The sequence below is a fragment of the Vibrio sp. 10N.247.310.23 genome (assembly GCF_041467155.1).
GTDB classification, from domain to species: Bacteria; Pseudomonadota; Gammaproteobacteria; order Enterobacterales; family Vibrionaceae; genus Vibrio; species Vibrio crassostreae_C.
Genome location: NZ_JBFSTZ010000015.1, coordinates 87,619 through 109,405 on the forward strand (window position 1 = coordinate 87,619; position 21,787 = coordinate 109,405).

The following is a 21,787-nucleotide window of genomic DNA, read 5'->3' on the forward strand; positions in this document are numbered from 1 at the left end:
ATCACGATTTTTTTAATTCTATTTCTTATTCGAGATAATCAAAGCTAACTTAAGTGTTCTTTTGCCAAATATTCATGGCTCTGCATTTCAATTAAACGCGACTGACAACGTTTAAATTCAAACTCTAGCTGACCATGGGTGTATAGCTTTTCTAGCTCCACTTCCGCTGAAATAATCAGCTTCACATTGCGCTCGTAGAACTCATCAACTAATGCAATGAAGCGCCTCGCAGCGTCATCTGAAGTCGCGCCCATTTGCAATACATCCGCCAATAGAACTGTGTGATAAACCCGAGACAACTCAATATAGTCGTTCTGGCTACGAGCCGACTGACAAAGCTGAGCAAAGGTACCATGCAGTACGCCATCACTCGCTTCGACTACATCTAATTGACGGTGGTTAACCTCTATCTGCTTAAGCTTCTCTTTATCTTCACCAACGAGCTGAGCGTAATACTTTTCGAGATTAATATTCGCTTGGCTATCTAGCGGGTAATGGTAAATCTCAGCCTGTTCTAAGGTACGTAGACGATAGTCAATACCACTATCGACATTAAGGATATGACAGTTGTCTTGAATGAGCTTGATGGCAGGTAAGAAACGCGCTCGCTGTAACCCGTTGCGATACAGATCCGCAGGTGGAATATTAGAGGTCGCAACCAAGATAGCGTTTCGAGCGAATAACTCTTGGAACAAGGTTCCTAGGATCATCGCATCGGTGATGTCTGAAACAAAGAATTCGTCGAAACAGATAATGTCCGCTTCTTCCTTCAACTTGTCTGCGACTAAAGGCAATGGATCACTCACATTACCTAGCGCCTTTAGCTCATCATGAACTCGATACATAAAGCGGTGAAAGTGAACACGCATTTTTTTAGTGGTCGGTAAGGCATCATAGAACGTATCCATTAGGTACGTTTTTCCTCGCCCTACGCCACCCCAAAAATAGAGACCTTTCGGTGGTTGTGGCAGTTCTGGCTTTTTGCCTAGTAATTTCTGGAAGCGAGTCAGTTGAGGAATGGGCGTATTCATGTAATCTTGAAATTGATGAAAGAGTTCATCTAAAGATTTTACGGCTTGCTCTTGTGCTGGATCTCTTTGAAATCCATGTTCTTTTATATCTTGTTCGTATTTTTTAATGGGATTCATGACGACATTTCCACAATGAAAGCAATATCAGACAACAACTAAAAATGAGCCCAAACAGTACGAGGAATAACGTGATGTGGTGAATAATTCAGCATCAAACTGCTAACTAGCGCACACGCATTTCTCTTTATACTGCGGCTTTCTCATAGTACCATGGAGCCGTATCACGTGTAACTAAGCAGTAACAAACATGTTAAAAAACAATAATAAGGAGCTGTTATGCCTTGGATGTATGCCGTTGCCGGTTTACTAGTCGGAGTTATTTTAGGGGTCGCTATTTCTCGTCTCATGACACCTGAATACAAAAAACAAAAGAACGTACAGAAAGAATTGGATAGCGCAAAGTTTGCCCTTGAGCAGCAGCGACAAGAGCTGGCTGATCACTTTGCGAAATCAGCAGAAATGTTGGACACATTAGGTAAAGACTACACAAAACTGTACCAACACATGGAAAAAACAAGCTCAGAGCTGATTCCTAACCTGCCAGAGCAAGATAACCCGTTTGTGAAAACAGCCGCTGCCCATTCGGACAAGCCACAAGAGAAGCCTTCAGTAAAAGAGGCGACACTTGAGGAACAACCGAAAGATTACGCTAATGGCGCAACCGGTTTATTTACAGAGCAGAAGAAAGAAATCATGAATGCTCCCGATGTTGTTACAGCAAAAGCATCGTAAACATTTAACACTTCTGTGAACTTTACAAAGGTTTTTGAGTCATAACTTTCACTCAGGTCATTTGAAACTTATCATACTTATTAAACGTATAAGAGGGTTAAGACCTTAACTAGAGAGGAGTTTATGATGAAAAAACCTTTGCTTGCTTTATCAGTGCTAACTTTAAGCTTAAGTTCAATCATCACCCCCATTAAAGCAACAGCCGCACTGCCATTAAGTGTGGGTAATGAACAATTACCGAGCCTTGCTCCTATGCTTGAACAAGTGACCCCCGCTGTGGTTAGTATTGCCGTAGAAGGCAAACAGGTACAACGTCAGCAAATCCCTGAACAATTTCAATTCTTTTTTGGTCCAGAACAAACACGAGAGCGTCCCTTCCGCGGATTAGGCTCTGGTGTCATCATTGACGCCGAGAAAGGTCATATCGTGACCAATTACCATGTCATTAATGGTGCGGACGATATCAAAGTAAAACTGCATGATGGTCGAGAGTACGATGCTGAGCTAATCGGCGGCGACCAGATGTCTGATATCGCACTGCTAAAATTAGAAGAAGCCAAAAACCTGACCCAGATAAAAGTCGCAGACTCAGACAAACTAAGAGTTGGTGATTTTAGTGTCGCGATCGGTAACCCATTCGGACTTGGGCAAACCGTGACATCCGGTATTGTTTCTGCACTCGGCCGTAGCGGCCTGAATCTAGAAAACTTTGAAAACTTCATTCAAACCGATGCAGCAATCAACAGCGGCAACTCTGGTGGTGCGCTAGTGAACCTTAACGGTGAGCTAATTGGTATCAACACCGCCATTCTTGGCCCTAACGGAGGTAATGTCGGTATCGGCTTTGCAATCCCTTCTAATATGATGACAAACCTGACAGAACAAATTCTCGACTTCGGTGAAGTAAAACGCGGCATGCTTGGCGTTCAAGGCGGAGAAGTGACCTCTGAATTGGCAGAAGCACTCGGTTATGAATCAAGCAAGGGCGCCTTTGTTAGCCAAATCGTCCCTGACAGCGCAGCCGATAAAGCAGGACTGAAAGCGGGCGATATTATTGTCTCTATTAATGGCAAACGCATTGATACCTTCAGCGAGTTAAGAGCTAAGGTCGCAACACTCGGCGCTGGTAAGCAGATTGAACTGGGTGTGGTTCGTGACGGTAAGAGCAAAACCTTTGATGTGACGCTTGGTGAATCCACCAATAATAAAACACAAGCTGAGAAGCTCCATGAAGGACTAGCTGGTGCTGAGTTAACCAACACAACAGAGAGTGACTCTGCAACGGGCGTCAAGGTATCGAATGTTGCTCAAGGTTCACCAGCCGAAGCCTATCAACTCCTGAAAGATGACATCATCATCGGAGTAAACCGCCAGCCCGTTAAGAACCTTGCTGAGTTTAGAGAGATTCTTGAAAAACAACCTGGTGTACTGGCGCTTAATATCCAGCGAGGCGACCGAACTATCTATCTTGTGATTCGATAGTCTTACGTCAGCGCAATTACAGGGAGGCTCAGTAAGTTTGCTTTAAACTTACTCAGTCTCCCTTTTCTTTAGATCAATCAAAATGCTATGCTTCACTTGTAATCAAATCAGTCATCCATTGATGGAGGCTTCACACCTTACTTGTTGAAGAGGGAAACATGCTGTCCTTTCTATTTCGTTCTATTTCCCTTGGACTCGTTTCAGCGGCGCTTATTCTTCTCGCCTTCCCGAGCTTAAGACCAGCGATTGTCGCTGACGTCACTAGCCCTAAAGTCGATAATATTGGCTCTCTTCAGATTTCATTTAACCAAGCAGTTCGCCGCGCGGCGCCTGCAGTGGTTAACATTTATAGCCGTAAATACGCTGAAAGCGATCGAAACAAACTGCTCACACAAGGTTTGGGCTCAGGGGTGATTGTTAGCGAGAAAGGCTACATCATTACCAACTTCCATGTGGTGGCTCAAGCAGACCAAATAGTTGTGGCACTTCAAGATGGCCGAGTAGCAGCTGCGCAACTTGTCGGTTCAGACAAACGCACCGATATCGCGATACTTAGAGTCAGCGGTGATAATCTACCGGTGATCCCACTCAATCCTAATTACAAAGCCAATGTCGGTGATGTTGTACTGGCTATCGGTAACCCATACAACCTAGGTCAAACAACAACCTTTGGTATCATCTCTGCAACCGGCCGTTCTTCGATCAGTGCCGATGGCCATCAAGCCTTTATCCAGACCGATGCGGCAATCAATGAAGGTAACTCAGGTGGCGCACTGGTGAACTCACAAGGTGAGCTAGTCGGTATCAATACCGCCTCTTTCCAGCAAGCTACCGACATGGAAACCTATGGGATCTCATTCGCTATCCCCTATCCGCTTGCTAATAAAATCATGGAAAAGATCATCGCCGATGGTCGTGTGATTCGTGGCTATATTGGTATCGATGGACAAGACATCAACTCAGTCACCTCACGCATGTTGGGTACTAAGAATATCGGCGGGATCGTTGTGTTGGGGATAGACCCTAATGGTCCGGCTGCCGATGCGGGTTTTGAAGCTCAAGACATTATTGTCAGTATCAACGATAACCAAGTAAATGGTCGCCAGAGTGTAATGGACATCGTTACCGACCTGCGACCTGGTACAGTTATCGATGTGGGTATATTGCGCCAAGGTGAAAGCAAAACCTTAAAGGTGACCATCGCCGAAGATACTCGCCTGTAGAGCAAACTCTGTAAGCAATGATTCAAGCTGCTAATACACAAGTACAAAAAACCCAGCTCATAGGCTGGGTTTTCTTTTATCTAAAGATTGTTTCAAGTATCTCTACGATTCACTTTGCTCTTCGATATCGATGCGAGTCACTCGCTGTAGTCCTCTAGGCAGTAGACCACCACGACGACCACGTTCACCACGGAAGTTTTCAAGATCCGCAGGTTTCAAACCAAGCTTACGTTTACCGGCGTAGATAGTCAGCGTCGCATTCTCTGGGATAGCCATAAGATGTGAGACAAACTCTTCACGCTCTTTTGCTTTCGCAGAAGGGATGTTGATGATCTTGTTGCCTTTACCTTTGCTCAGCTGAGGGAGATCTTTAATCGGGAACAACAACATACGACCTTGGTTAGTAATCGCCAGAATCTGATTACTGTCCAAGTCAGCAATAGGGCTTGGCATCATCACTTCAGAAGCTTGTGGCAAGTTAACCAAGGCTTTACCGCTCTTGTTCTTGGACAGCAGATCGCTACCCTTACAAACAAAACCATAACCTGCATCAGAACCGACTAACCATAATTGTTCATTCTCTCCCATCACCACTTGGCGAATAGAAGTACCTGGGCTGACGTTCAAGCGGCCTGTAATTGGCTCACCTTGGCTTCGCGCCGACGGTAATGAATGTGACTCAAGGGAGTAGCTTCGACCATCACTGCCGAGGAACACCGCTTGCTGGTTACTCTTACCCTTAGCACTCGCTAAGAATTTATCACCCGATTTGTAGTTCAAACCTTCAGCGTCAACTTCATGCCCCTTGGCATGACGAATCCAACCTTTCTCAGACAACACAACCGTGATTGGTTCGCTTGGTACTAAGTCGCGCTCTGTTAGCGCTTTCGCTTCAGCGCGCTCAATCAGAGGTGAACGACGATCATCGCCGTATTTATCCGCATCTGCTTGGATTTCTTTCTTGATCAGCGTATTCAAGCGACGCTCTGAACCGAGTAGCTTTTCAAGCTTCTCACGTTCAGCTTCAAGCTCTTCTTGTTCCGCTCGGATTTTAAACTCTTCTAACTTAGCTAAGTTACGAAGTTTAATATCAAGAATCGCATTGGCTTGAATTTCAGAAATGTTGAAACGGCTCATTAGGACAGGACATGGTTCGTCTTCTGTACGAATGATCTCAATCACTTCATCGATATTAAGATAAGCAGCAAGCAAACCTTCTAAGATGTGCAAGCGTGCCAGTACTTTATCTAAACGGTACTGCAAACGACGGCGAACCGTTGTGCGACGGAACTCGATCCACTCTTTCAGGATTTGAACTAAGCCTTTAACTTGAGGACGATTATCTAAACCAATCATGTTCAAGTTAACGCGGAAGTTTTTCTCTAGATCCGTCGACGCGAACAGGTGACTCATCAATTGGTCACAGTCGATACGATTCGAACGAGGAACGACAACGATACGCGTTGGGTTCTCGTGATCCGATTCATCTCGCAAGTCGTCAACCATTGGCAGCTTCTTAGCGCGCATCTGGTTAGCGATTTGCTCAAGTAACTTCGCACCTGACACTTGATGAGGTAAAGCCGTGATAACAATATCAGAGCCTTCCTTGTGCCAAACCGCGCGCATCTTGATGCTGCCACGTCCAGTACGGTAGATCTTTTCGATGTCCGATTTCGGGGAGATAATCTCAGCTTCAGTCGGGTAATCTGGACCTTGAATGAAACCCATCACGTCTGAAAGCTCAGACTTAGGCGTATCAATTAGGTGAATGGCTGCATTAGCGACTTCACGCACGTTGTGTGGTGGAATATCGGTCGCCATACCTACCGCGATACCTGTAATACCGTTAAGTAGGATGTGAGGTAGGCGAGCAGGCAACATTTGAGGCTCTTTCATCGTGCCATCAAAGTTTGGTTGCCAATCAACAGTGCCTTGACCTAGTTCACCTAGAAGAACCTCAGCAAACTTAGATAATTTCGCTTCGGTATAACGCATCGCAGCGAACGATTTCGGATCATCAGGTGCACCCCAGTTACCTTGACCATCTACCAATGGGTAGCGGTAAGAGAAAGGCTGCGCCATCAATACCATCGCTTCGTAACAAGCAGAGTCACCATGTGGGTGATACTTACCTAATACGTCACCAACGGTACGTGCTGATTTTTTGTATTTCGATGCAGCCGATAAGCCTAGCTCAGACATCGCGTAGATAATACGACGCTGTACTGGCTTCAAGCCATCACCGATATACGGCAATGCACGATCCATGATCACGTACATTGAGTAATTTAAGTAGGCATCTTCGGTGAACTTGCGCATTGGCAGCTGTTCAACGCCATCATATGTAATTTCGTTAGACATCCATTATACCTCGGCCATATCACCGTTAGTCTGTAGCCATGTACGGCGATCATCTGCACGTTTCTTACCAAGCAGCATGTCCATCATCTCGTTGGTTGCTTCGCTGTCATCAATCGTTAACTGCACAAGGCGACGAGTGTTTGGATCCATGGTGGTTTCACGCAACTGAAGTGGGTTCATTTCACCCAGACCTTTGAATCGTTGCACGTTGATCTTGGCTTTCTTCTGCGATAGTCGCTCAAGCACACCGTCTTTCTCTGCGTCATCGAGTGCGTAGAACACTTCTTTACCGCAATCGATACGATACAGAGGAGGCATTGCCACATAGATATGACCCGCTTCAACTAATGCATGGAAATGGCGAGTAAACAAAGCACACAGCAGTGTCGCGATATGAAGACCATCCGAGTCCGCATCGGCAAGGATACAGATCTTACCGTAACGCAGGCCGGATAAATCATCGTTGTCCGGGTCGATGCCTAGAGCCACCGAGATGTCGTGCACTTCTTGCGAAGCCAATACTTGGTCTGCTGACACTTCCCATGTATTTAGGATCTTACCGCGAAGTGGCATAACTGCTTGGAACTCACGATCACGTGCTTGTTTAGCAGAACCACCCGCCGAGTCCCCTTCCACGAAGAAGATTTCGGTACGGCTTAAGTCTTGAACTGAACAGTCAGTTAGCTTACCCGGCAGTGCTGGGCCTGAAGCGATTTTCTTACGCACAACCTTTTTGCTTGCGCGCATACGGCGGTGGGCATTCGCAATACAAGCTTCTGCTAGCTGTTCTGCCAGTTGTGGCTTTTCGTTCAACCACAGGCTAAACGCATCTTTTACCACACCAGACACAAACGCAGCAGTTTGACGTGAAGACAAGCGCTCTTTTGTTTGACCAGCAAACTGCGGATCTTGCATCTTCACCGACAGTACGTACGAACAGCGATCGAAGATATCGTCGCCCGTTAGCTTAACGCCACGCGGCAGCAAATTACGGAATTCACAGAACTCACGCATTGCATCAAGAAGACCTTGGCGAAGACCGTTTACGTGTGTACCACCTTGTTTAGTCGGTACTAAGTTCACGTAACTTTCGGTGATCATGTCGCCGCCTTCTGGCTGCCAGATGATCGCCCAGTTTGCCATTTCTGTTTCAGCAACGAATTCGCCAACATACGGTTCTTCAGGCAGCAAGGTGTAACCTTTCACGCCTTCGGCAAGGTAGTCTTTTAGACCATCTTCATAGAACCATTTATGCTCTTCACCACCGACTTTGTCGATAAAGGTAATTTCTAAACCTGGGCAAAGCACTGCTTTTGCACGTAGGTTGTTAATCAGACGAAGTGTCGAGAATTTAGGGCTATCGAAGTACTTAGGATCAGGCCAGAAATGTACTGATGTACCACTGTTACGATGACCACAAGTGCCCGTCACAGTAAGCTCTGTTACTGCATGACCGCCTTCAAGTGCGATCTCGTGAACCTGACCTTCTCGGCGTACGGTCACTTCAACACGTTTTGACAGCGCGTTTACAACCGAGATACCTACACCGTGCAGACCACCAGAGAACTTATAGTTGTTATTCGAGAATTTACCGCCAGAGTGGAGCTTAGTTAAAATCAGCTCAACACCTGAGATCCCTTTTTCAGGGTGGATATCGACAGGCATACCACGGCCGTCATCGGTAACTTCTAACGATTGGTCTGCATGAAGTACCACTTTGATCTTCTTAGCGTGTCCCGCTAGTGCTTCATCGACCGAGTTATCAATGACTTCTTGGGCAAGGTGGTTAGGTCTTTCTGTCTCGGTATACATTCCCGGGCGGTGTCGCACAGGGTCGAGACCTTCAAGTACCTCGAGGTCTTTTGCATTATATTGTTCAGTCATAATACGGAGTTTACTCAAAAAGTTTGCGTCAGTTCGCTGGCTCCAGTTTCACTAAAGCAGAATCATTACTATGAACCGTCATAGTAGAGCGAACGAGCGAAGTATTGGGGAATATAGTCTGGAAGCTGAGTAATGATGTCAAGCTAGTTCAAAAACTAAGACATCAAACTATGATATTTCACCATTGATAGATGAAATAACAGGCAAACAAGAGAAAATCACTTGGTTGGTGGAACAGATTAAAGATTTAGAAAGGTGATGATTTGTTGTGGGTAGCGTTCAAAATCAACAAAGCTATGATCCCCGCCCTCTTCTACTGTCTGTGTTGCACCTTGGTACTTCTCTACCGCTTGTCGGTAATCCAGAACTTCGTCTTCCGTTTGCTGAAGTAACCAGAAGTCGCTCGGCTTAGCGATAGCCGAAACCTCTAACGCCTTCAGTTCATCAATATGTTTTGTTTCCAGTACATATCGTTCATCTGTGTATGGGTTTACTTGTTCACCTAAATAGTCAGCAAGAAGCTCATACGGCTTCACTGCTGGGTTTACAACCACCGCTTTAAAACCATAGTGGCTATTCAGCCATGTTGAAAGATAGCCACCCAGCGAGCTACCGACCAACGCTATTTGATATTGCTCTTTGTATTGCTCCACCAGATGTTGCAGATGAAGTGCCGCTTGCTGAGGGAAACTCGGCAGTTGAGGAGTGACGACTTTAATATCAGCCCGATGCTCCGCACAGTAATTAGCCATCACATTCGCTTTATGAGAACGAGATGAACTGTTAAACCCATGAATATAGAGAAGCAATGATGGCTTAGCGACTTGCTGATTAGAACCGGACATTAATAGCCTCCTACAACAATAATCACTAACATCAATAACCACCCGCTTCAAAATCAGGTAAGAACTGCCCATTAGGCAAGCGGCGCACTTGAGTGCTTACTGTGCCATCTTGATGTAATTCAATCTCTCTCCAACCCGGAGACAATGTATCAACGGCAAAGTCATCTGAATTAGGTTTGAATTGCACACAAGTCGACGGGGTTGCCATGACTTGCACACCATGATGATCTCGATTCATGTCTTGATGAACGTGGCCACACAGTACCGCTTTGACATTGGTATGCTGCTGAACCACATCCCAAAATTGATCCGCATCTTTTAGGTTATGTTGATCCAGCCATGCGCTGCCCACTAATAACGGGTGGTGGTGCAGTAAAACCAAGGTATTACGCTCAGGGAGTTCGATCAATTTTTGTTCTAACAGATCAAGTTGTTGATCGCTTAGACGCCCATGAGGCACACCAACCACTTGCGAGTCCAGCATCACCATCTGCCAGTTATCACCCAGTAAGACATGGTCAACGCACTGTATTTGAGGTGATGGTAAGACACTGCCCATATTAGGCTTGAAATCATGATTTCCTGGCAACCAATAACATGGCTTTTCCAGAGGTTGAATACCTGATTCAAATTTTTGATACGACTCAGCACTGTGATCTTGAGAGATATCACCCGTCGCCAAGATCGCCTCATAATCGAAGCCTTGGTTAACAATGCCATCAACTACAGCACGAAAGCTATCTTGAGTATTGATGCTTAATAAGCTGCCATTGCTCGGCGCAAACAAATGCGTGTCCGTTAGCTGTACAAGCTTAATAGTGCTCTCATCAAATTTTGAAGTGTGTGATAATTCCAAAATACCAAATCCAGATACGTTACTGTTTAAACTTTAAAGTGTTTTTACAATGGGGCTCAATTAAAAAGGAATTGGCGAACGGCTGATACCCGTTTTTAAACAAAACGTTAACCATTCTCCAAGAAATTTGTTCAACTGAAATTTCTCATCCTTTTGCAGAAGCTTAGTGTTGGGATAGTCATATTTCGCTTTGACTCGTGAAAAATCCCCGCTAGCGCACACTTCTGCAACTCGAGCGTCGTGATATAGCCTGACAGACATTTTTGGCAAAGGAAACACTGGCGTCTCGTCACTCTGACATATGTCTATTAATGTGGTGTATTTTGTGACCTCATTCACTGTCAATTGATACACCATATTAACGGCTTGGTAACAGCGAACATCACCAACCTCATGCCCTACCGGCAACAGAGCGTTAAGCTTGGCATAGTTAGTCTCGTAAACTCGCATCAATTCAGCAAGATCAACATGATACGGTTTTTTGACCGCGATATTTGGCATGACGTTAATCTATCCACTCTGACTGTAATTCTTGGTAGTTCAATTGTAGCCACTGTAGCGCAATGATCGTGGCTCCATTTTCAAATACACCATCTTTTACCAACTGATAAGCAGCTTCGCGACTCATCACTTGTACACGAATGTCTTCACCTTCGTAGTCCAATCCGTGTACCCCTTTGGCTGTCGTTGCATCAACACAGCCAACAAAGACGTCGAGCTTTTCAGAGCAACCACCAGATGAAGGATAATACGAAGTAATAGGCAATACAGATCCGACTTCGACTCCGGCTTCTTCCATTGCTTCACGACGAGCGACGTCTTGTGGCGATTCGTCCGTATCAATGATCCCAGCAACAATTTCGTATTGCCATGGGTTCTCATGCTCTAGGGCTCCGACACGGATCTGTTCGACGATCACCACTTCATCACGCACAGGATCATAAGGTAGCAAAGCGGCAGCATGTCCACGCTCAAACATCTCACGCTCTATTGGTTGGCTCCAGCCTCCCTCAAATAGTCTATGTTTAAATGTGTACTTGACCATTTTGAAAAAACCACGAAACAGCGTCTCTTTTGAGACTATTTCCACATCTTGCGGAGTAAACTCATGTCGTTGATTGTCATACTGTTGCATTTGGTACCTCACTAAGTGATCTTTATAGTTTACTCATTGTCCGAGTTAACTACCAAGGATAAGGTTCAACTTTTTATATAAAATTTATAATTAAAGTTAAGCTTTAAAAAATAAATATTGCACAAGTGGACAGTTAACTGTAAAAAAGTGCAAAGTTTCGAGTAAATTACCACCAAACTGGGTTAAACTCTTCTAAAGAAAATTCCATAAAAGGCAGGAATAGGAAAATGAAAAAACTGCTTCCACTATTTATCAGTGCAGCAATTGGCAGCCTGAGTTCGTCAGCTTTCGCTGATACGCTAGCTGAAGTTTACGACCAAGCAAAACAGAACGATCCACAACTTCTTCGTTCAGCAGCGCAGCGCGATGCCGCTTTTGAAGCAGTAACGTCAAGCCGTAGTGATTTGCTACCACAAATTAACCTAACAGCGAACTACGACATTAACCGTGGTGACAGAGATACTTCTGGTTCAGGTAGCTCAAGTATTGATAATAACACTTGGGGAGCAGCGATCGGCTTCACTCAAGAACTTTATCAACGCTCTTCATGGATCTCGTTAGATACAGCAGAGAAAACCGCTCGTCAGGCTGATTCAGCGTATGCAGCAGAGCAACAAGCTTTGATCCTGCGTGTAGCAACAGCATACTTCGAAGTACTGCGTGCTCAAGATAACCTAGAGTTCGTTCGTGCAGAAAAAGCAGCGGTTGCTCGCCAACTAGAGCAAACAAAACAGCGCTTTGAAGTAGGTCTTTCAGCAATCACCGATGTACATGATGCGCAAGCTCAATACGATGCTGTTTTAGCTGATGAAGTTTTAGCAGAGAACACTCTGATTAATAACTACGAAGGTCTACGTGAGATTACAGGTCAAGAACACTCTAACCTAAGCATCCTAGACACTGACCGTTTCTCAGCAAGCAAATCTTCTGAGTCTGCGATTGCACTGGTTGAACAAGCAGAGCAAAAGAACCTTAGTCTACTTGCTGCTCGTATCTCTCAAGACGTAGCAAAAGATAACATCTCTCTAGCAAGCTCTGGTCATCTACCTAGCCTAACTCTTGATGGTAGTTACGCTCTTACAGATCAATCAAACAGCTCAACTGATTATGATCAAGATAACCTAAACCTAGGCTTGAACTTAGTGGTACCTCTATATACGGGTGGTAGCACAACTTCTTTGACTAAACAGGCTGAATACAACTACGTTGCAGCAAGTGAAGATCTAGAAGCAACTTACCGTAGCGTTGTAAAAGACGTACGTGCCTTCAACAACAACATCACAGCTTCTATTGGTGCTCTACGCGCTTACGAACAGTCTGTTGTTTCAGCTCAGTCTGCTCTAGAAGCAACAGAAGCTGGTTTTGATGTAGGTACTCGTACTATCGTTGACGTACTAGATTCGACTCGTCGTCTATATGATGCGAACAAAAACCTTTCAGATGCTCGTTACAACTACATCCTAAGTGTACTTCAGCTTCGTCAAGCAGTTGGTACGCTAAGCGAACAAGACATTGTTGATGTAAACGCAGGTCTAAAAGTAGCAAGTAAGTAATTATTAATTACTTAAGTTACCCCTACAAAAATGCCGCTCATTGAGCGGCATTTTTATTATCTATTGAAAGCTAATTCTCAACCTAGCTCAAAGTTAAGCCTTGAGACTAGAAAACGGGAAGGCTAAGAGTTAGCCTCGACCACCTTTAATCGCTTTAATGATTTCAGTCGTAGAGCAACCATCTTCAAAGTTAAGTACTTTAACTTCACCACCAGCAGCAATCACTTCCGCACCACCAGCGATATCTTCAGGTTTGTAATCACCACCTTTCACAAGAATACTTGGCAATACCTCAGAGATTAAACGTTGAGGTGTATCTTCAGAGAATGGGACAACCCAATCAACTGCACCTAAGCCAGCCAATACCGCCATACGACGATCAGTTGGGTTCACAGGGCGACCAGGGCCTTTCAAGCGCTTCACTGATTCGTCCGTATTAACCGCAACGATCAAACGATCGCCCAACTCAGCCGCATGGTTCATGTAAGAAACATGACCAGCATGTAGAATATCAAAGCAGCCATTGGTCATAACTACCTTCTCGCCTTTCGCACGAGCACGCTTCACCGCTTCAACCAGTGCCGCTTCAGAGATAACGCCGTAGTCTGTGTCTTGACTACCGTGAATTGCTTCCGCTAACTCAATCGTAGATAGAGTAGATGTACCAAGCTTACCCACTACCACACCCGCAGCAGCGTTCGCCAGTGCACACGCCTCATCCAGTGGCTTACCAGCAGCAACGGAAGCTGCCAGTACCGAGATAACTGTATCACCCGCACCCGTCACGTCATACACTTCTTTCGCTTGAGTCGGCAAGTGGAATGGTGCCTGACCTTTACGTAATAAAGTCATACCATTTTCACTGCGAGTCACCAATAGAGCTTCAAAGTCATACTTCTCGATCAAGGCAATACCCTTCTCGATAAGATCTTCTTCTGATTTCACTTTACCTGCAACCAGCTCAAACTCTGCCATGTTTGGTGTAAGTAATGTCGCACCACGGTAGCGCTCTAAATCCGCACCTTTCGGGTCGATAAATACCGGAACCTTTGCCGCACGAGCTTTTTGAATAAAACTTTGCACATGCTCTAATGCACCTTTCGCGTAATCTGACAAGATAACCGAACGTACATTTGGTAGGGCTTGCTCCATGCGAGACAGAATAAGCTCTGGGTTGGTGTTTTCGAATTTGTCTTCAAAATCCAAGCGAATCAACTGCTGACCACGGCTCATCACTCGTAGTTTGGTGATGGTTGGATAGTCTTCTAACTCAACGAAATCACACTTAACCTTCAGAGCACCTAAAGTGCTTTTCAACACCTCAGCAGGCTCATCTTTACCAGTCAAACCAACAACATGAGCATGCCCACCAAGAGAGGCAATGTTCATTGCTACGTTGGCAGCACCACCAGGACGCTCTTCGTTATTTTCTACTTTCACAACGGGGACTGGTGCTTCTGGTGAAATACGGCCAGTTGGGCCATACCAGTAACGGTCAAGCATTACGTCACCGACAATAAGAACACCTGATTGGCTGTAGTCAGGTAGAATTGGTTTCATTGTTGAGCTCCAAAAATCGAATCTGGCTAGAGTCTAGCACACTGATTACAGTGGCTAAACTACAGATAAATGAGTAAAAGCCTATCAAGATAAACATAGCACTCGCTACGCTATGACTGAATTATGCTTCCATCCACTGCTTCCATGCCTGAACAACATGTTCTCTTTCCATTTCGAACTTTTCAATCGCCACATCCGCATCAAGGTTAAGTAGATTACGGTGGTGGATTTCATCCCTTAATGTGGTGTACGCATTGGTCAATGCCATACCTTGTTGCTCGTCCATTATCCCTTGCGACAACAAGCTTTCAAAGATTCTCACATTGTCACACCAACGAGTAAGCTTAGGTTTCTCGTTGCTGTATCTCAGCACTAAGTATTGCGCCAAGAACTCAATATCAGTAATACCGCCCGCATCTTGTTTAAGCATGAATCGATCGGCTTTTTTACCGCCTAAATGGCCACGCATTTTTTCACGCATATCCACAACTGACTTTTTGAGTGTTGCCTCATCTCGTGGCAAGCACAAAACCTCATGCCTAGTTTTGTTAAACGCAGATACCAATAAGTCATCACCGTAAATCATACGAGCACGAGTGAGGGCCTGGTGCTCCCATGTCCACGCGTCATTGTGCTGATACTCGTCAAAGGCATCGGTTGGACTCACCAATAGACCAGATGCACCAGAAGGGCGTAGGCGAGTATCGACTTCGTACAAAATGCCAGAAGCAGTTCTGGTCGAGAAAATATGAATAATACGCTGCGCTAATCTTAAGTAGAATTGGCGTCCATCGATCTCTTTCTTTCCATCAGTATAGATGTGTACCGGGCAGTCGTGCATGAACACGATATCAAGATCGGAGTTATAACCAAGCTCCCAACCACCGACTTTGCCATAACCAACGACAGCAAAACCGCGACCTTCGCGATCTTTAACATGGGTCGGTTCACCAAACTTGGCGGATACTTGTAACCAAGCTTGATTGACCCCCGCCTCCACAATGGCTTCTGCTAAGTAGGTCAGGTGATCACTGACCTTCATGACAGGTAGAGCACCCGCAATATCCGCGGCTGCAATTCTCAATATACAGGTCTGCTTAAACTGACGCAGACCTTCCATCTGTTGCTCCATATCATCTTCAGGGATACGGGCTAGATAATCACGCAACTCGGTCTTGTAAGACTCTAAAGGCACGGGATTGTAGAGTTGCTGAGGGTCGATAAGTTCATCTAACAGAATTGGATAACGACCCAACTGCTCCGAAATCATCGGGCTTGCCGTACACAGGCGAACTAGCTGAGTCAACGCGGCAGGGTGTTCATCTAGTAGTTCAAGGTAAGTGGTACGCGTAACGATTTTATGCAGCAGATGCAGTACTCGCGACAAACCAAACTCGGCATCCTTAGCGGTGTACAGCGCTTGAAACACTTTCGGCATCAGTCGATTGAGGACTTCCCGCCCACGAGGGCCAAGAGTCTTTTTAGCCAAATCGGCTTTAAACTGAATGATCGTTTTCGCCGCATCAGGCGGGCTCGCGACCGCAATGTCGTGTTCCAACACGTGCTCAATTACATCGGGTTTATGGGCCATATCCCACAACTCGCTAAAGTGGCTCGCGATCGGATTAGCGTCATCTTCATCAACGCCAATTAGGTCTTCGAACACGGTATGTACATTCGCCATATGGGCGCGAGTTGCCACAATCAAGCTATCCCAATCGGAAAATTGCATGGCAACCGCAAGCTGCAGTTGTTCGAATTCACCGTCAGGTAAGGTTTGAGTTTGCTTATCAGCCATGGCTTGTAACAGGTTCTCAAGGCGACGCAAAAACAGATAAGCTTCACGTAGGTGCCCCACCTCTTCAGACTCTAGCAGATGAAGGGATTCAATCGCACTTAAGGTTTCGAGTAACCCTCGACCGCGTAAGCTAGGCTCGCGTCCACCACGAATCAATTGGAAGACTTGTGCGATAAACTCAACTTCACGAATACCACCAGAGCCAAGCTTGATGTTGTTCGAGAGACCACGACGACGCACTTCGCTGCTGATCATAGACTTCATTCGGCGCAGAGATTGAATCGCACTAAAATCAATATAACGGCGGAACACAAACGGGCGTAGCATTTGGCGAAGCTCTTGATACTCAGGGTACATCTCACTGCCCATCACACGCGCTTTGACCATAGCGTAGCGTTCCCAATCGCGACCTTGTTCTTGATAGTAATCTTCTAGCGCAGCGTAACTCATGACCAGTGGACCACTCTCACCGAATGGACGCAGGCGCATGTCTACTCGATAACAGAATCCATCGAAGGTTTGCTGATCAAGCGCCTTAATAATACGTTGCCCGAGACGTGTAAAGAACTGCGCATTGGCAATGCTGCGTCTTGCACCTTGGGTTTCACCATTCTCTGGGTAGGTGAAGATCAGATCGATATCGGAAGAGAAGTTAAGCTCACCGCCCCCTAGCTTGCCCATACCAATGATCAACATCGGCTGTGCTTCGCCTTGTTCATTACAAGGTGTGCCCCACTCTTTACAACAAATATCGTACTGCCATTGGTAGGTTTCGAAGATCATCGCCTCAGCCAACATCGATAGATGATTTAGGCTCTGCTCTAGCTCCCACGAACCCATAAAATCACGCCAAGCAATGTAGGTCATTTCTCGATTTCGGAATTGACGCAGCACGCGCTGACCGCTCATTTCATCGGTGCAACTAGAAAGTAATTCAGCCAAGCGTTCTCGGTATCCTTCAGCGCGTTCTTCGCATGCCAACATATTAGGTAAGTCACCACATAAAACCGTATCACGCTGCAGGCAATCACCAATAAAACAGCTTAAACCGAGTACACGTTTAAGATCTTCAGTCAGTGGCTCAGACCAAGTATTGATGGCTTCACTTTGATGCTCTAATAATTGCTCAAAAGCAGACTGGGAGTGAGTGATGAGTTGAGAAGGCAATGGCATGTTTCTTCCTTGTATAAGCTGCGCGCCGAACAATCGGTTTATCGATTCAGTTCTTCAATAACGAGTTTTCATAACTAAAGATAAGTTATACCAAAGTTACGCCAATAAAAAACGCCCACATTAGCAATGTGGGCGTTTTATCGATTAACTTATCTGGTTGAGCTTACAACCGAGAAACAGTCTCTGGGAATTAGCCTTTGACGGATGAAGATTGGGTGCTGAGGACTAAACCTTAAATTGCTTAATCTTACCGTCGAGTTCTTGCGCGTTACTTTCCATAAGCTGAGAGGTCTCGAGCAGTTCACCAACCACCACAACTGAAGCTTCAACAAGCTCGCGTACATTGGTCAGGTTGACGCTCATCTCTTCAGCAACACTGCTCTGTTGGCCTGCAGCGGTCGCGATCTGGAAGTTCATATCATTGATTTGATTGACTTGGCTTACAATGCCGTCAAGCTCACTTCCCGCGTTAGTCACCAGATCAACACCTTCAGCCGCTTCAACAACACTCTTCTCCATCAGTTCTACCGCAGAGTTAGCGCTGCTTTGTAGATGACTGATCATGTCTTGAATCTCTACCGTCGCTTGCTGAGTGCGCTGTGCAAGGTTACGAACCTCATCAGCAACAACCGCAAAACCACGACCCGCTTCACCGGCACGTGCCGCTTCAATTGCAGCGTTCAATGCTAGTAGGTTTGTCTGTTCTGAAATGCCTTGGATAGTACCAACCACACTGCCAATTGAGTCAACGCGTTCTTCTACTTGGTTTACCGCTGCTGCAGATGCTGCGATATCTGAAGATAGCTCACTCATCTTAGACACTGATCCTTGAACGAACTTCTGACCAGTAAGAGCTTGGCCTGATGCCTGTTCAGTCAATGACGAAGCGCTTTGTGCATGCTCAGCGACAGTTTGCACCGTCGACGTCATCTCACTCATTGCTGTTGCCAGTTGATCGATCTCGTTGAACTCTTCTTGAGCTGACTCTTTGGTTTCAGACATGCTGATGGTCATCACTTCCGTCAGAGCAAACAGCTCATCAGAAGAGGCCACCTGAGTTTTGATCATGTCGTTCAGTTGGACGCGAGTTTTTTCAAGTTCGCGTGCCACATCGCCGTATTCATCTTTACAATCCATTTGAATCGGCACTGATAAGTTCTTATCTGCCATGGTTTTAATGGCGTCATTAAGGTATTGAGTCTGGCGCAGCATAACGCGCGCCGCTGCTAACAGAAGAACCACAAACACAATGATCATCAAGGCTGTTTGCCAAGCCACTTGAACTAGGTAAGTCTCGTAATGCTGTTGTGCGACTTGCGCATTGTTCGTTACAGCAAGCAATGAATCGTAAAACGTACTTGCGTCCCATAGCTGCTTCGAAATGATCAAGATAGTGCTGAATATCATCAACATGACCATTTTTGGAACGAGACGAACGTCAGAGATTATCCTTTCCCACGGCTTGAATGACAGTTTAGTCATTGTCAGTTCTCCATTAATTCTTATATATTGATGGCTTCTATATCCGCGAGGTGGCTATGTCAGTCAAAGTTCGCGATTTATTTTGAGCCTCGTATGAATGTTGAATAATACCAAAGACGCCACCAAGCCGATGAGCTTATTGTCACTGATTCTCTCTTTCTTAGCGTTATTTGTGATCTCAGGCTTATTGTTCGTACCGATCGATAAAGAATCGAAACAAGTCCTTATCGGCCTCGATTTTATAATCTGTAGTGTTTTTCTTTTTCAGCTCACAATTGATCTATTTAGATCACAAAACAAAAAAGAATTTCTAAAAGTACACTGGATCGATTTCTTAGCAAGTATCCCAATGATCGAGCCTCTTCGTTTCGCCCGTATTTTTCAAATTCTGCGAGTCATCTTAGTTCTGCGTTCAAGTAAACGTATTTTCAGAGAGTTATTTCGTAATAGGAAAGAGACCACTTTCGCTTCCATCATTCTGCTTTTGGTGATCTTACTGACTATCGGTGCTGGCACGATCCTGCTATTGGAACACAAAGATCCGAACGCCAACATCACTACAGGTCATGATGCTTTATGGTGGGCGTTTGTGACCATCAGTACTGTGGGTTATGGCGACCATTACCCAGTGACAACTTCCGGTCAGTTAGTGGCTTCAATGGTGATCATCTGTGGTGTCGGTGTGTTTGGTATGATTTCAGGCTTGATTACTTCTTTGATCACCTCCCCAACTCATCATGAGAATCAACGAGCGGAAAACAAAGAGAAACACCTTGAGAAGATCATCGAGCAGCAACAGAAAATCTTAGAGCGACTCGAAAAACTTGAGCAACAAACAAAAAAATAGGGCCCGAGCCCTATTTTCAAATTCATACTTCTATTGATACAGGTATCGAGTTTAGTCTTGCCAGTATGGCTCAACCTCAACACTGATTTGGCGTGTCTGTTCCATCGCATGCAGAATGGACACTTCTTGACGAGCTAACCAACGCTCTAGCTGAAGCTTCTCATCGCCTTCCAGCTTCTCAGTCAAAGGCTCTAATGTTTTAAGTGCCAGCAAGTCATCAATGCCTTGCACCATATCGGCCCATGGCAAGCGGAAGCTGTTTCGTTCATCGTCATCATACAAACTCGCGAAACCAACGCCAGAATACAGATTACGCATCAAACGGTATTGCTGATCAATATACGCTTGGCTAGTCATCACTCGCTCTGGCGGGAAAGCTTCCATCAAATCGGCCCATGTGCGATCGAGTTGCTGCACGGAAAACCATTCGATACCACGAGCCATTTGCTCACGTGCTTTTTCATCTAAGAAAGGTTGCCAGCCACGAGACAAGATCCAACGGCTCAGATCTAATAATAAACCGGTGTATCGAGCAGAACTCAGCAAGGTCAGCAGGTCTTCACGATCTGGCAGTTGCTCTTGCATCTCTTTAAGCTCAGCGACCAAGAACTTACGTGCATCGAGCTTACGCAGCACGTGGCCTTTATCTTCGAGCAAATCTTCGAAGTGGTCATAACTTTTTAGCCAATCAAGTTCTTGCTCAAGCCACTTAAGTTCTTGGCGTAAAATAGCACTCGCGCGTCTTGGAACAATGTCACCATAGATAGTGAAGGTTTGACGAATAAAACTTAACGAATGGCTTATCTCATGTAACGCTTCAATCGATTGACGCTCAGTAAAAATCTGCTCGTGAGAGTGCCAATGAGCGAGAGCATGCTCTAAAGATTGAATGAAACATGATTCAACAGTATCACTTTTGTCAGTATCAACTAAGGTCAAAGGAGTGACTTCATCTCCTTGATAACCTTGAGCAAGACGGTAACCCTTAGCTGCTTTACTTAGGTTACCCAAACGCATGCCACCTTGTTCGCAGAATTGGCGAGACAATGTAAATAGCGCATCCGTTTGACCGGATTTAAGTTCCAATTCGACTTCGCAAATCGGTTCTTGCAGGTCGCCTGATTCAACAAAGCCTTGATCGAATGCGACCTCGACTTGGCTACCATCAGGCATACCAATCAACCACTGCTCACGCGTGAAGTTGGTAGAGAACAGAGGAGTCAGCTCAGCTTGCAACGTTTCGATGTCTTTACCTGCTGGCCAGATATCCTCTGGGTGCAGGGCTAACTTAGGTTCGTTGCTGTCGTGTTCTGCATTGTATTCAGGCCTTTGATGCAGGCCAGCAACCACACGACCAGCAGTCTTTACGGTTTGTACAAATACGTCATCAAAGCGTCGAATGCGTAAGCCTGTATCGTGCTTACGTAGCCAGTTGTCAGCGGTGTCAAAGTAGATGTTACCTAGCTCACGACAACTGTGCTGAAGTACTTTAGTTTCAGCAATTTTATTGCGTAAAGTCTCTGAAAATTCAGGAGAAACAAAAAACTTCAGTTCTATCTCGGTTTCCATAGTTATACCTTTCTGTGAAGATAGGGACAGGATATTGCCAATTTGAAAAGTCGGCAAGTCAGAAATATCGCCCTTATGATGATCTAAAACAGTTTTAATGAGAGATTGATTAGGTTAACATGCGCGACTTTGTAGCCATCGCTTAACATTTCACCATGAATATGGTGTATGTTGTTTTAAGGTTATTATTTATTAG

At 45.4% G+C, this 21,787-nt stretch carries 16 protein-coding genes; 5 read left to right on the plus strand and 11 right to left on the minus strand.

The features are described from left to right. Positions 1-44: 44 nt before the first annotated feature. Positions 45-1,148 (minus strand): cell division protein ZapE, encoded by a 1,104-nt coding sequence (zapE, locus tag AB6D93_RS13275; protein WP_017061433.1) that lies wholly within the window; start codon positions 1,146-1,148, stop codon positions 45-47. A 219-nt stretch (positions 1,149-1,367) separates the two neighbouring features. On the opposite strand from zapE, the gene zapG reads away from it, so the two are divergent. The 3 genes from zapG to degS all read left to right on the plus strand — a co-directional run bounded on the left by zapG (position 1,368) and on the right by degS (position 4,528). Next, on the plus strand, positions 1,368-1,823 hold the full coding sequence (zapG, locus tag AB6D93_RS13280) for a Z-ring associated protein ZapG (protein ID WP_017061432.1): 456 nt from the start codon (positions 1,368-1,370) through the stop codon (positions 1,821-1,823). 126 nt (positions 1,824-1,949) lie between these two features. Continuing rightward, positions 1,950-3,305, plus strand: coding sequence for a Do family serine endopeptidase (locus tag AB6D93_RS13285; protein ID WP_017061431.1), 1,356 nt, complete (start codon positions 1,950-1,952; stop codon positions 3,303-3,305). A gap of 158 nt (positions 3,306-3,463) precedes the next feature. Further along, positions 3,464-4,528: an outer membrane-stress sensor serine endopeptidase DegS gene (gene degS / locus AB6D93_RS13290; protein WP_017061430.1), complete on the plus strand. Its 1,065-nt coding sequence runs from the start codon at positions 3,464-3,466 to the stop codon at positions 4,526-4,528. A gap of 102 nt (positions 4,529-4,630) precedes the next feature. Here degS and parC read toward each other — a convergent pair whose 3' ends face one another. From parC to nudF, 6 genes are all read right to left on the minus strand, one after another. Then, the gene (gene parC / locus AB6D93_RS13295; RefSeq protein WP_017067236.1) at positions 4,631-6,889 is read right to left on the minus strand and encodes a DNA topoisomerase IV subunit A; all 2,259 of its coding nucleotides are present in this window, start codon (positions 6,887-6,889) and stop codon (positions 4,631-4,633) included. 3 nt (positions 6,890-6,892) lie between these two features. Next, on the minus strand, positions 6,893-8,773 hold the full coding sequence (parE, locus tag AB6D93_RS13300; protein WP_017061428.1) for a DNA topoisomerase IV subunit B: 1,881 nt from the start codon (positions 8,771-8,773) through the stop codon (positions 6,893-6,895). Between the two features lie 239 nt (positions 8,774-9,012). Beyond that, positions 9,013-9,618: an esterase YqiA gene (yqiA, locus tag AB6D93_RS13305; protein ID WP_102332767.1), complete on the minus strand. Its 606-nt coding sequence runs from the start codon at positions 9,616-9,618 to the stop codon at positions 9,013-9,015. A 31-nt stretch (positions 9,619-9,649) separates the two neighbouring features. After that, positions 9,650-10,474, minus strand: a complete 825-nt coding sequence (gene cpdA, locus AB6D93_RS13310; protein WP_102332766.1) for a 3',5'-cyclic-AMP phosphodiesterase — start codon at positions 10,472-10,474, stop codon at positions 9,650-9,652. A 60-nt stretch (positions 10,475-10,534) separates the two neighbouring features. After that, positions 10,535-10,975: a DUF1249 family protein gene (locus tag AB6D93_RS13315; RefSeq protein WP_010434670.1), complete on the minus strand. Its 441-nt coding sequence runs from the start codon at positions 10,973-10,975 to the stop codon at positions 10,535-10,537. Between the two features lie 4 nt (positions 10,976-10,979). Further along, positions 10,980-11,609, minus strand: coding sequence for an ADP-ribose diphosphatase (gene nudF, locus AB6D93_RS13320; protein ID WP_017061425.1), 630 nt, complete (start codon positions 11,607-11,609; stop codon positions 10,980-10,982). A gap of 227 nt (positions 11,610-11,836) precedes the next feature. Here nudF and tolC point away from each other — a divergent pair, with 227 nt between their 5' ends. Further along, entirely contained in the window at positions 11,837-13,162 is a 1,326-nt protein-coding gene (gene tolC / locus AB6D93_RS13325) for an outer membrane channel protein TolC (protein ID WP_017062911.1), read from the plus strand. A 129-nt stretch (positions 13,163-13,291) separates the two neighbouring features. On the opposite strand, the gene hldE is transcribed toward tolC, so the two are convergent. From hldE to AB6D93_RS13340, 3 genes are all read right to left on the minus strand, one after another. Beyond that, on the minus strand, positions 13,292-14,722 hold the full coding sequence (gene hldE / locus AB6D93_RS13330; protein WP_102332765.1) for a bifunctional D-glycero-beta-D-manno-heptose-7-phosphate kinase/D-glycero-beta-D-manno-heptose 1-phosphate adenylyltransferase HldE: 1,431 nt from the start codon (positions 14,720-14,722) through the stop codon (positions 13,292-13,294). A gap of 121 nt (positions 14,723-14,843) precedes the next feature. After that, positions 14,844-17,693 carry a bifunctional [glutamate--ammonia ligase]-adenylyl-L-tyrosine phosphorylase/[glutamate--ammonia-ligase] adenylyltransferase gene (gene glnE, locus AB6D93_RS13335; RefSeq protein WP_017062913.1) on the minus strand — a complete coding sequence of 950 codons (2,850 nt, stop codon included), beginning with the start codon at positions 17,691-17,693 and terminating at the stop codon, positions 14,844-14,846. A gap of 225 nt (positions 17,694-17,918) precedes the next feature. Further along, positions 17,919-19,175, minus strand: a complete 1,257-nt coding sequence (locus tag AB6D93_RS13340) for a methyl-accepting chemotaxis protein (RefSeq protein WP_048658011.1) — start codon at positions 19,173-19,175, stop codon at positions 17,919-17,921. A gap of 97 nt (positions 19,176-19,272) precedes the next feature. Here AB6D93_RS13340 and AB6D93_RS13345 point away from each other — a divergent pair, with 97 nt between their 5' ends. Then, entirely contained in the window at positions 19,273-20,022 is a 750-nt protein-coding gene (locus AB6D93_RS13345) for a potassium channel family protein (protein ID WP_102321461.1), read from the plus strand. A gap of 51 nt (positions 20,023-20,073) precedes the next feature. On the opposite strand, the gene AB6D93_RS13350 is transcribed toward AB6D93_RS13345, so the two are convergent. Then, on the minus strand, positions 20,074-21,591 hold the full coding sequence (locus AB6D93_RS13350; RefSeq protein ID WP_017067684.1) for an inorganic triphosphatase: 1,518 nt from the start codon (positions 21,589-21,591) through the stop codon (positions 20,074-20,076). Positions 21,592-21,787: the final 196 nt, after the last annotated feature.